The organism is Massilia violaceinigra, from assembly GCF_002752675.1.
GTDB lineage: Bacteria > Pseudomonadota > Gammaproteobacteria > Burkholderiales > Burkholderiaceae_D > Telluria_A > Telluria_A violaceinigra.
The window spans coordinates 5,435,410-5,447,535 of record NZ_CP024608.1 but is presented as its reverse complement, the minus strand read 5'-3'; the positions used below and the strand labels follow the sequence as shown (position 1 = coordinate 5,447,535).

Genomic DNA, 12,126 nt, shown 5'->3' with positions numbered 1-12,126 from the left:
TCGGTGCACTTGACGCCGGATGCACGGTGGGTGATGCCTATACTTTAATCCGCAGCCAGCCTCAGCATTAATGATGAAGGCAGTGCTGCCGGGACCATGCGCCGCATTTCCCGAGAGTACACGTTACTGCCGACATCACACGGAGCGTCACGCAATGGATACCAATACGATCTGCGATCCACCCTGGCTGCACAACCCGTCAACCGCACTGTCAATGCGCCCCTGCCGACCCAGCAGTATGCCGACCTGGGCCGGTTCCGACGCGTACGGAAAGAACTGCCGGGGCAACCCTGCTGCCCGGCCTGCCCGTCGGGATGCGATATCGGCGACGAATTCCAGCGCCGCTTCCGCGTCAACACCCATCTCGCGGTACAGGCAATCGATTCTCCGCCAGAGCAACTGAGCCCTTACCATGCGGGATTTACCGGAATCTGGCGTTGGCATGGTCTCTCTTCCCGGCCTGGAAGCGTTTATCGATGCCAATAAGGACCTGATCGACGTCATCGAAATCGAGCCCCAGCCGCCGTGGTTCAAATCCGCGGCCGCCGGGGTGCCATACGCAATCAATACCGACGTATTGGCGCAATTGCGCGCCGATCCTCATCCCAAACTGGTGCATGGCGTCGGTTTTCCGATTGGCGGCAGCGTGCCGCCCGAGCCTGAGCAAGTCGCGCTGTTTGTCGATGTGGTCAAGGCACTCGATGCGGCATGGGCCAGCGAGCATCTGAGTTTTTCGCGCGCCAGCGGGCCGGACGGCGTCTTCAATACCGGCTTTTTGCTGCCGCCGCTGCAAAGCGCGCAAACGGTGGCGCTGGCCGCGGCCAATATCCGGACCCTGAGCGGCCAATTACCGGTGCCGTTTGCGTTCGAGACCGGCGTCAATTACCTGCAGCCGGTGCCTGGCGAAATGTCGGACGGCGCGTTTTTCGGCGCCATTGCCGAGGAAGCCGACTGCGCCATCCTGCTCGACCTGCATAACCTCTGGTGCAACGAGCGCAATGGCCGCCAGAGCGTGCTGGCGGCGCTCGCCGATATGCCGCTCGAACGCGTGTGCGAAGTCCATCTGGCGGGCGGCGATTATCTCGACGGGTATTATCTCGATGCGCATTCCGGACTGGTGCCGGCCGACCTGATGCAGCTGGCCCACGCGGTGCTGCCACGGCTGCCCAATCTCAAGGCACTGATGTTTGAAATTATGCCGGCGTACATGCCCGCGCGCGAGATCGCGCATCGCCACCTGACGGCGCAACTGCACGAGTTGCACCGCCTCTGGGATGAGCGCAAGACCACCCTGCAAGTGGCAGCCGCGGCGCCGCGCGGCGTTCTCCACCAGGCGGCGCCAGTCGATAGCGCCTTGCCGTCACCGCCGCAATGGGAACGCGCACTGGCTCGCAAAGTGCTGGGAGTCGCCGCGGACGAGCCTTGCACGCTGCCGCTTGATGCCGATGAAGGCATTCGTGTGCTGCGCCAGCTGGTGGCGGCGGTACGCAGCGGGACCATCGTCGATTCGATCACGCTCAGTTACCGCCTGATTTCGCTCACGGTCGGCGAAACGGCGTTTCTCGCGCTGTTGCAGGCATTCTGGAAAACCCGGCCGCCGGAGCCGTTTGCCACCGAAGAAGCGCTCAATTTCGCCGAATTCCTGCGTACGCAGGCGCTCCACATTCCGCACCTGGACGAGGTGCTGGCGTTCGAACTGGCCACGCACCAGGTGCGCATGTACGGGCAGCCGAAAACCGTGCGCTTTACCTGTTCGCCCTTGCCGCTGCTGATGGCGCTGCGCACCGCGCGCATGCCCGACTTTACCGACCGGGGGGAATTCGCCCTGACCATCGGCCCCTGAGCGCCCCGTCCTGACGCTCAGCGCCCCTGGCGCCGCACCAGTTCGATTTCGAACAGCTTGGGCCACAGCTTGCCGGTGACAAACAGACGCCGCTTCTTGCTGTCGTAAGCGATGCCGTTCAAGACATCGACCGTTCCGGCGGCCCGGCTTTTCTCGTCCAGCAGTCCGGCCAGGTCGATCCAGCCGACGACCTTGCCGCTGGCAGGGTCGATGCGCGCAATCACGTCGGAACCCCACACATTGGCAAACAGCTCGCCGTCGACCCATTCCATTTCGTTGAGGCGGTCGACCGGCTTGCCTTCGGCCGTAACCTGGATGCGCCGCACCTCGGCCAGCGTTTTGGGATTGAGCACGCGGATGGCGGCGGTGCCGTCGCTCATGAAAATGTCGCTGCCATTGTTCGCCAATCCCCAGCCTTCGCCGGGGTAGGAAAAGGTCTGCTTCATTTTCAGGGTCGTTTTATCGAACACGAAACCGACGTGCGAGGTCCAGGTCAGGCCCACGATGTTGTTGCCGATGTCGGTGATGCCCTCGCCGAAGTAATCGGACGCGATGTCCGTTTTCATCAGCACCTTGCCGGTTTTCAGGTCGGTTTTACGGACCGACGACTTTCCGTTCAGGCCGGTGCTCTCGTACAAAATGCCATCGGCGTAGAACAGCCCCTGGGTAAAGGCGTCCGGGTCGTGCGGATACGTGTTCTTGACCACAAAGCCGTACACGGGGATGGCAGCCTGCGCCGCGCCGGCACAGGCCAGCAGCAAACTCAGTGCCGCAATTGGAAATCTCTTCAAATAACACCTCAGGTCGAATCGCTGAAACGGAAGTCATGCCCTGCATCAAGACATGAATACTAATACAATTGTAGCGGGACGGCGCCGCCAGCGCGGAGCTGCCATAAAAATGAACAGCCAACAGCGGGAGTCTGTATTGAACATTCGTGATGCCGGAGCTGACGACGCCGCCGCAATCGTCGCCATCTATAACCACTATATCCTGACCACCAGCATCTCGTTCGAGGAAGAGAGCGTCAGCGAGGAGGTAATGGCCGGCCGCATCAGCGATATCCAGCAAGCCGGCTTGCCCTTCCTTGCCATGACAGAAGGCGACACCGTCATCGGCTACGCCTACGCCACCAAGTGGCGGGTGCGCCGTGCCTACCGCTTCGCGGTCGAGAGCTCGATCTACCTGGCGCCGGAGCTGGGCGGCAAAGGCCATGGCGCCACGCTGTACAAGGCATTGCTGGCGCGCCTGGCACAGGGTGAGGTGCACATGGTGATCGGCGGGGTTGCGCAGCCGAACGAGGCCAGCGTTGCGCTGCACGAAAAACTCGGCTTCAAGAAGGTCGCGCATTTCAGCGAAGTCGGCTTCAAGTTCGGGCGCTGGATCGACGTCGCGTACTGGGAACTGAAACTGCAAGGCGCGTAAAAGGCGACTAACGATCGAAAGGTAGCAATTTCCGCTTGGAATGCTAACATGCAAAATTGCATAGTTTGCAACCCAAGGAAAATTGATGGACGTAATTCTGTTTTTGCTGCCGTTCGCGTTCTATTATCACTTCCTGCGCTTTCGCAAGGCGGCGAGGCGACGGGCCGATGAGCTGGAGAAAACCGTCGCGGCATTGACCGCCGAGGTGATCGCGCTCAAGGAAGACAGGTCGCGGGGTCCATCCGTGGCGTCGGCTACCGCGACGGCTGCCATGCCCGAGGCCGCGTCGGTTGCCGCGCCGCCGCTTGCTCCTCGTCCCGCAGCGCCGCCCGTGCCCGCGCGGGCCGCTTCCGACGAAGCCAGGGTACCTTATATGCCGGTGGCGCCACCGCCGGTCAGCGCGCCCGCGCCGCGTCCTGTTCCGGCTGCGCCGTTTAAGCCTGCCGATCCCCTGCCTGCGCCGGAGCCCGCCGCGCCCGCGCAAGCGATGCGCCGTCCGGAGCGTGTCGATCCGCCTCTGGCGCCGACCCCGGCCTGGATGCTGGCAGCGAAGAAATGGCTGTTCACGGGCAATCTGGTCGCCAAGCTCGGCCTGCTGATCCTGTTTATCGGCGTCAGTTTCCTCCTCAAGTATGCGGCCGAGCGCACCACGGTGCCGATCGAACTGCGCCTGGCTGGCATCGTCATTGCCGATATCGCCCTGCTGGTCTGGGGCTGGCGCATCCGCGAGACGCGCCGTGGCATCAGCCTGCCTGTGCAGGGCGCCGCGCTGGGTATCCTGATGCTGGTGACCTTCGGCGCGTTCCGCCTGTACCAGCTCATTCCAAGCGGCATGGCGTTCGCCCTGCTGTTCGCGCTGACCTTCTTCACCTGCCTGCTGGCGGTGCTGCAAAATGCCTTCTGGCTGGCCGTGTTCGGCATTTCCGGCGGCTTCCTGGCGCCGATCATGACCTCCACCGGCCAGGGCAGCCATATCGCGCTGTTCTCGTATTACGCACTGTTAAATGCCGGCATCCTGGGCATTGCGCTCAAGCGCTCGTGGCGCACGCTGAACCTGATCGGCTTCGCCTTCACCTTCGTGATCGGCACGGCCTGGGGCGTGCTGCGCTACACGCCGGAAAATTACCTGTCCACCCAGCTGTTCCTGATCGTCTTCGTGCTCTTTTACGTGGCCATTGCGATCGCTTACGCCGCGCGCCAGGCGCCGGCGCTGAAAAACTACGTCGACGCCACGCTGGTGTTCGGCGTGCCGCTGGTCGCCTTCGGCCTGCAGTACGGGCTGGTCAAGGATACCCGGTTCGGCGTGGCGTTCTCGGCGCTCGGCCTGGGCCTGTTCTACACCACGGCGGCGCTGGCCATGTGGCGGCGCGGCGCGCAAAACTTCAGGCTGCTGGTCGAATCGTTCCTGGCCCTGGGCCTGGTGTTCGGCACGCTGGCCCTGCCGTTCGCGCTCGATGGCCGCTGGACCTCGGCCGCATGGGCGCTGGAAGGCGCCGGCGTGGTCTGGGTCGGCCTGCGCCAGCGCCAGGCGCTCACCTGCGCCTTCGGCCTGCTGGTGCAAGCCGGTGCGTGGATCTCGTTTATTGCCGCCATCAGCGGTATCGATGGCCAGGCCGAGGCCGCGAATGCCAATCTGTGGCTCGGCTTCCTGCTGCTGACCGGCACCGCTTTCCTGATGGCCACCAATTTCCGCTCGCGCGACGGCGACCTGCCGGCACCGTTGCCGGCCTGGCTGGCCGGAGCGTTTCTCACGGTCGCGGCGCTGTGGCTGGTGGGCGGCGCGTGGACCGAAGTCATGCTGCGCACCAGCGGCAGCACGCAGGCCGCGCTCATGGCCGCGAGCGGACTGGCGGCATCGGTCATCCTGGCGCTCATCGCCAAACGCATGCAATGGTCGCTGGCGCGCAAGCTGGCGCTGGGCGTGCAAGTCGCTGGCGGCGCCGTCCTCGTGCTGCTCACGCTGGCCCTCTTGCTTACCTCGTACTCGCCGCGGGCCGACCTGTTCCGCACGCCGTTCCTGGCCGCGCTGATCATTTTCGCCGGCGCGATCTTCATCAGCTGGGCCATGCAGCGCGTGCCGGAGCAACAGTATCCGAGGCTGTCCAAGGCCATGCTGCTGTGGTCGGCGCTCTGGTGGTTCGCTCCCGTGCTGGTGTTTTTCTGCACCTGGCTCAACAGCCGCTACCAGCTGATCGGCGGCGGTGAGTCGGCCAGCGTTTCCCTGCTGTCGGTGTATGGCGTGGCTGTGGCGCTGTCGGCGCTGGCGTTTGCCGCCGCGGCACGCCGGCTGGCGTGGCACGCGCTGCGCTGGCTCAGCGTTGCCGGCTGGGCCGGGCTGCTGGTGGCGACCGTGACCATCCTGGTGGAACTGTACGAAGGCTACGCCATCGCGCTCGAAGCCGGGATTGCGCTGGCCAGCCTGTGGCTGGCGTCGGAATACCTGCTCAAGCGCTGGCCGCTCAATGGCTGGATCATTCCCGCGCCGTGGCTCAAGGCCCTGCACACGCTGCGTACCGCCGGCCCGTGGCTGATGATCTGGCCGGCCGCCGCGATCGCGGTATCGCGCTGGCTGTACGGTGTCGACGACGCCGACGCAGTCCTGCTGAGCCAGGCGGGCTGGCAAACCAGCGGCAGCTGGGCGAATTTCATCCCGGCCTGGCTGATGATGCTGGCCATCGTCTGGGTGAGCGCCTGCGCGCGCGCCGGCAAGTGGCCGACAGCGCCCGTGGCAAGCTGGCACCGGGCCGTGCTGATCCCGCTGGCGACCGGCTGGTCGCTGCTGCTGGCCGCCGTGTGGAACCTGACCCAGGACGGCGCCATGGCTCCCCTGCCCTATCTGCCGGTGCTCAATCCGCTCGACCTGACCAGCGGCTTCGCCGTGCTGCTGGCGTTGGTGTGCTACCGCATGCGCCTGGCGGACCAGCCCGGCGAGAGCGAACAGATATTCCTTGCGCGCGTACCCACGGCGCTGGCCTGGGCCGGCTACGCCTGGTTCAACCTGATGCTGCTGCGCACGGCGGCGCATTATCTGGGCATCCCGTACAACTTTGACACCTTGTTCGCGTCGCAGTTCGTTCAGGCCATGCTGTCGCTGGTGTGGAGCGTGTCGGCGCTGCTGCTGATGTGGCGCGCGGCAAAGCAGGAATCGCGCAGGCAGTGGATCGTCGGCGCGGTGCTGCTCGGCCTGGTGGTCGGCAAGCTGTTCCTGTTCGACCTGTCGAACGTGGGCGGGGTGGCGCGCATCATCAGTTTTGTCGGCGTCGGCTTGCTGATGGTCGTGATCGGCTATATTGCACCGTTTCCAACCCAACACGAACCGCCGCCGGAAGCGGCGGCAACATGAACCAAGGATCCGACTCCATGCTGAATAAACCACTGGCCTTTCTCTGCGTGGCCGCCCTGGCTGCCTCGGCCGCTCCGCTGGCTGCGGCCGAGGCGCCGGCCAGCGACAGGCCGGACGACTACCGCCACGCGCTGCCGCTGAGCGTGAGCGGCAAGGAATCGGTGGTGCAGCTGCGCCTGCCGAAAGACGTCTACTTGCATGCCCGCACGGCGGACCTGCGCGACCTGCGCCTGTTCGATGCGCAGGGCAACAAGCTGGCGTTCAGCCTGCAGGAGCCGGCCGCGCGCGCCGAACGTTCGCGGCGCGACCTGCCGGTGCGCCTGTTCGGGGTGCAGACGGCGCGGCCCGCCGGTTCCACTGCGGATATCGACATCGACGTGCAGCGCTCCGGCGACGGCTCGGTGCTGTCAGTCAGCACGCGTTCGCGCCCTGCGGCGGCCGCTTCCAGCCTCGATACCCTGGTGCTCGACCTGGGCGCGCCGGCAACGTCGGTCACCATCGATGCCCTGCGCTTCACCCTGCCGGCCGGGGTGAGCAGCTACAGCGCGCGCGTGCTGCTGGAAGTGAGCGACGATCTCAAGCGCTGGGATACGGTCGGCGAGACCGATCTTTCCTGGCTGGTCAACGAGCGCACCGAAACCCTGGCCAGCGACCGCATGGACTTCGAGGCACGCTCGTTCCGCTACGCGCGCCTGAGCTGGCGCCAGGGCAAGCCGCTGCAGTTTGCCGCCATCAGCGCCGAATCGCCTTTGAATACGGCGCTGGCGCCGGCCGTGGAGCGCCTCGTTATCCAGCCCAAGCCGGGCCGTTTTCCCAACGACCATGTCTATCCGTCCTCGCTGGCCATTCCCGTGCAGCGCATCGGGCTCGACCTGGGCGAGCAGAACGTGGTGATGCCGGCCCAGCTGGGCCGTTACGTGGAATTGCCCGACCGCCAGGGCGGCCGGACGACGACCTGGCATTTCGAGCCGCTGGCGGCCGCCACCTTTTATCAGCTGACGCAGGGCGGCAAGCGGCGCGCCTCGGGCGACATCAGCATTACGCCAGCGCATCAGGCCGAGTGGGTTTTGCGTACCGAAACAGCGGGTGCGGCGGCACCGGCGCTGCGCCTGGCATGGTCGCCGGCCACTGTGGTGTTCCTGGCCAACGGCAAGCCGCCGTACCGGCTCGCTTTCGGCCGGGCCGACGCCAAACCGGGCGCCAGTTCGCTGGCGCAAGTGGCACCAGGATTCACGCCGGCGGAAATTGTCGCGCTCGAAAGCGCCGTGGCCGGGCCGCTGGAATCGGCCAAGGCAGCCGCCGCCGACGGTCCCGGCGCTGCGGAGAAGGCAGCCGCTGCCGCCCGGACCCGCATGTTCGGCCTGTGGGCCGCCTTGCTGGCCGGCGTGGGCGTGCTTTCCTTCATGGCGTGGCGCCTGATCAGGCAAATGAAATAAGAATCACGTGCCGCAGCGCTTACGCGACGCGCTTGCGCCGCGCGCTTGCGCCGCGACAGTGCCGGCCCCGGCTTTGCCGCCTACGCTGACTGACAGGGAGTTCAACGGCTGTCAGTCATTCGGAGGAAATCGGCATGGAAATCCGTCCTGGTTCATTTAACTTTCCGCGCACATCCGACAAAGGACCGCTTCCGGCGGAAACGGCCGTGGTGTTTCCGCGGCGGGTGCTGCGCGCCACCGCCGGCATGGCCGGCTACTCGGCCACGTTCGAAGGCGGCGATCACCACATCGGGCGCCTGACCGTCGAACTGAGCGCCACCATCGATCCGGCCGACGCCACGCGCGTGCTGGTCGGCGCAAGCTTCGGCCTGCGCGACTGGTCCAACGAGTGGGATGACGATTACAGCGGCAACCTGCAGTTCGTGGTGCTGGCCGAGCTTGAACGGGTCACGCCGCCGACGCCGGGCAATCCGCGCGGCGACCTGATCATCGCCGATGCCGAGATCAGCCAGGTCATCCAGCACTTTCGCAGCAGCGCCCATCTGAACAGCGCGAACGTGTTCCCGGACAACTCGATCCGGCTGGTGGCCGACAAGCCGACCGCTGTGCGCCTGTACGTCGACTACGATGCCAGCTCCGGCCTGGCGCCCATCCCCAGCCTGACCGGCACGCTCGACGTGGCGGGCCCCGGCGGCACGGTCACGCTCACGCCGCTGGCCCCCATCGTGCCTCGGCGCGATGCGCAGATTGCGCGCGGCCAGGCCGGCCATACCTTGACGTTCATCATTCCGCAGGAACGCTCGGTGGGCACGGTGACCCTGCGCGCCAGGGTGTTTTCCGCGTTCGACCCGACCCAGTTCTCCGCCACGTTCGAGCGCACCCTGGCCTTCGAGGCCATTCCGGCGCTGCCGGTGATGGCGGTCGGCATCAATTACACCGGACCGGACGTGAACGATGGCGCCACCCCGGCCTCCCTGGCCGCGCCCGGCCTGGCCGACTTCGTCAATACGGTGATGACGACCGAAAAGCTGTTCCCGATTCCGCAAGTGAACATCACCAGCTTCGTGACCATGGATTACGATGAAGAAATCGAGTCCGACATTAACGAGGGCTGCGACAAATTCGACGACCTGCTCGACGCCGTGGCCGAGCTGCGCGGCGATTCGGAAGACATCGTGCTCGGCCTGTACAACACGGGCGTGCGCACCGGCTCGGTGGGCGGCTGCGGCGGCGGTGGCGCGGCCGTCGCGCGCACTGGACGCGGCGGCACGGTGGCCCACGAGCTCGGCCACGCACTCGGACGCGACCACGCCCCCTGCGACAACGTGACGCGCTGCGCCACGCCGCACAATACCGACGACGATTATCCGCGCTACAGCGGATTTGACTCCGACAGCATCGGCGAGTTCGGCGTCGATACCGCCGACGGCAGCATCAAGGATCCCGCCAGCGCGCACGACATCATGGGTTACTCCGGCAACAAATGGATCAGCCCGTACACCTACAAGGCCCTGCTGAGCCGCATACCGGCCGTCGCCGGCCCATCGCCGGCCGCCGCCAGCCGCATCGGCCAGGACCGCGGCGACTGGATCAAGATCAAGACGCCGCAGCTGTTCCTGGTCATGAGCATCACCCGCAAGCGCGTGGTTCGGATGGGGCCGGCCTTTCATTTTCCCGCCTATCCGCAACCGCTGGGGACGATGCCGACCAGCTTCGAGGTGGAATTGCAGGACGACAAGGGCAATATGCTCAAGCATGCCTGCCTGTATGCGTCTGCGCATGCGGACGCCTGCGCCTGCGCGCGTGACGCATTTCCGCTGCGCATACGGCAAGCGATCGGCTTCGATCCGGCCGCCACGCGGCTGGTGATCTACGAATGCGGCGAGCCGGTGTTCGAGTGCCCGATCGGCGAAGCGCCGCCGCTGGAACTCGTCGTCGATGGCGCTGCGGATGCCCTGGCGCCATCGCTGAGCCTGCGCTGGAGCGCCGCCGCCGATCATCCGCTCTGGTATCTGGTGCAGTGGCGCGACGCCGTTGGCACCTGGCGCGGGCTGGCGCCGCGCACCACGGCGAGCTCGCTGACGGTGCCGAAATGGGTGTTCGGGCGCCAGCAGGCGGTTGGTATCCGGGTGCTGGCCAGCAGCGGCATTGCCACGGGCGAAGTGCGCTGGGAAGGCCAGTTGGCGCCGCCGCCCATCCTGCGCGCCGCGCGGGTGACGATCGGACTGGCCGGCATTTCCTCGGCGGCCGGTGGCACGGTCGCGATTCCGGCCTTGCTGCGCGCGAACGTCCGAACCGAACGCGGGGCGGCCCTGCCCGCCTCCCAGGTGTTCTGGTACGACCATCGCGGTACCGAAATCGGACGCGGCGGCACGCTCGACCTGCGTGCGCTCAGTCCGGGTTTTCACACGATCAGTACGGTCGTGCTCGACGCCGGCCAGGGAGCGGGCAGCCATGACTGGGACATCGAAGTACGGCGCGGCGGGCAATTCCTGCTGCATCTGAAGCAGCCTTCCTCTCACGACGCAAAGGAGTAAGCCATGCAAATCCTCAACGGCAATATCGCGTTCAACCGCAGGCGCAACGAAGGCCCACGGCGCGAAAGTACGGAAGTTGTTTTTCCGACGGCGGTCACGCAGGCCACGGCCTTGCTGATCGGCTTCGATGCGGCGTTTTCGCCGCGCGACGACCATCATTTCGGCAATCTGGAAATACGCCTGGAAACGGAGATCGATCCTCTGGCGCCGCGCCGGGTTAACGTGCACGCCGTGTTCGGCCTGCGCGACTGGTCGGGCGACTGGGACGATCATTACGAGGGGGAAGTGTTCTTCAGCGTGGTGGCGGAGTAAGCGGCGCGCGGCCAAGGCGCCGCGCGCCAGTCTTAAAACAGCAGCGACACGCTATGCAGCGCCAGGCCCACCAGCCCGCCGACGATGGTGCCGTTGATGCGGATATATTGCAGATCGCGCCCGACATGCAGCTCGAACTTGCGCGCGATCGTTTCCGCATCCCAGCTGCGGATCACGCGCCGCACCAGGGCGATGATCAGCTCGCGCTTGGCCACGATGGTCTCGGCGGCGAAGGTGCGCAGCCAGTCGTTGATGCGCTGCTGGATCGCCGGATTGCGCTCCAGCGCGCGGCTGAAGGCTTGCAGCGCTGATTGCAAGTGCGCGGAGAGCTGCGAATTTTCCGATTCGGCATCGGCCAGCAAGCGGTCGCGCACGTCTTCCCACACCTGGCCGACGTAGGTGCGGAACAAGGGATGGCTCAGGCTACTTTCCAGCAAGCCGCGCAATTTGGCTTCGTACTCGGGTGAATGGGCCAGGTTGTCGATCAGCTCTTCGGTGGCAGCCTGGAAACGCACGCGCCATTCGCTGTCTTCGCCCTGGATTTCTTCCAGCGTATTTTGCACCCCTTCCATCAGGCGTTCGTAGAATTTCTCGTCGATCGCCCGTGGCAGCCAGCGCGGGCTGTGCTCGTGCACTTTCTGGCGGATGTACGGACGGTGCGCTTCGAGCGCGCCGGAGACGATCCCGAGCAAACGCTCCAGCAGCACATGGTGCTGGCGCCCGGCTACCAGCACCGACAATACCTGCGACAGGATGGGCGCGAGCTTGACGTCTTCCAGCGCGCCGGACAGGGCTTCGCGCAGGAAGCCGGCGGCGTCCTTGTCGTCGATCATGCGCAGCAGCACCGGCACCGCGCTGACCGCCTGGTCTGCCACGGCGCGGCTGTTGGCGGGCTGCGCCAGCCAGTGCGCGGCCGAGCCGGCGAAGTCAATGCGCACCAGTTCGGCATGCACGACGTCATAGCTCATGAAATTCGTTTCGAGAAAATTGCCCAGATTCTCGCCGATCTTTTCCTTATTCGTGGGAATGATGGCGGTATGCGGAATGGGCAAGCCCAGCGGATGGCGGAACAAGGCGGTGACGGCGAACCAGTCGGCAATCGCGCCGACCATCGCCGCTTCCGCGAACGCGCCCACGAAGGCGAAAGCCGCGTGGCGCGGCTCCAGCAGGCGCGCGACGACGAACAGCACGGCCATCGCCACCAGCAGGCCGGTGGCGATCAGACGCATG

At 65.7% G+C, this 12,126-nt stretch carries 9 protein-coding genes; 6 read left to right on the top strand and 3 right to left on the bottom strand.

The genetic code is table 11. The features are described 5' to 3' along the window. Window positions 1–147: 147 nt before the first annotated feature. On the bottom strand, window positions 148–444 hold the full coding sequence (locus CR152_RS23500; protein ID WP_157778687.1) for a hypothetical protein: 297 nt from the start codon (window positions 442–444) through the stop codon (window positions 148–150). Here CR152_RS23500 and CR152_RS23495 point away from each other — a divergent pair. Next, a complete protein-coding gene (locus CR152_RS23495; protein ID WP_157778686.1) occupies window positions 443–1,843 on the top strand; it encodes an MbnB/TglH/ChrH family RiPP precursor modification enzyme in 1,401 nt (466 codons plus the stop codon). The two genes, CR152_RS23500 and CR152_RS23495, sit on opposite strands and share 2 nt — an antisense overlap. A 17-nt stretch (window positions 1,844–1,860) precedes the next feature. On the opposite strand, the gene CR152_RS23490 is transcribed toward CR152_RS23495, so the two are convergent. Then, window positions 1,861–2,634 carry a glutaminyl-peptide cyclotransferase gene (locus CR152_RS23490; RefSeq protein WP_099879028.1) on the bottom strand — a complete coding sequence of 258 codons (774 nt, stop codon included), beginning with the start codon at window positions 2,632–2,634 and terminating at the stop codon, window positions 1,861–1,863. Window positions 2,635–2,743: 109 nt separating this feature from the next. On the opposite strand from CR152_RS23490, the gene CR152_RS23485 reads away from it, so the two are divergent. From CR152_RS23485 to CR152_RS23465, 5 genes are all read left to right on the top strand, one after another. Continuing rightward, on the top strand, window positions 2,744–3,268 hold the full coding sequence (locus tag CR152_RS23485) for an arsinothricin resistance N-acetyltransferase ArsN1 family B (protein WP_099879026.1): 525 nt from the start codon (window positions 2,744–2,746) through the stop codon (window positions 3,266–3,268). 85 nt (window positions 3,269–3,353) lie between these two features. Beyond that, window positions 3,354–6,611, top strand: coding sequence for a DUF2339 domain-containing protein (locus CR152_RS23480; RefSeq protein WP_099879024.1), 3,258 nt, complete (start codon window positions 3,354–3,356; stop codon window positions 6,609–6,611). A 17-nt stretch (window positions 6,612–6,628) separates the two neighbouring features. Then, window positions 6,629–8,047 (top strand): DUF3999 family protein, encoded by a 1,419-nt coding sequence (locus tag CR152_RS23475; RefSeq protein WP_099879022.1) that lies wholly within the window; start codon window positions 6,629–6,631, stop codon window positions 8,045–8,047. Between the two features lie 134 nt (window positions 8,048–8,181). Beyond that, entirely contained in the window at window positions 8,182–10,584 is a 2,403-nt protein-coding gene (locus CR152_RS23470; RefSeq protein WP_099879020.1) for a M66 family metalloprotease, read from the top strand. 3 nt (window positions 10,585–10,587) lie between these two features. Further along, window positions 10,588–10,896: a hypothetical protein gene (locus CR152_RS23465; protein ID WP_099879018.1), complete on the top strand. Its 309-nt coding sequence runs from the start codon at window positions 10,588–10,590 to the stop codon at window positions 10,894–10,896. A gap of 32 nt (window positions 10,897–10,928) precedes the next feature. On the opposite strand, the gene CR152_RS23460 is transcribed toward CR152_RS23465, so the two are convergent. Beyond that, the gene (locus tag CR152_RS23460) at window positions 10,929–12,125 is read right to left on the bottom strand and encodes a DUF445 domain-containing protein (protein ID WP_099882695.1); all 1,197 of its coding nucleotides are present in this window, start codon (window positions 12,123–12,125) and stop codon (window positions 10,929–10,931) included. Window position 12,126 lies beyond the last annotated feature (1 nt).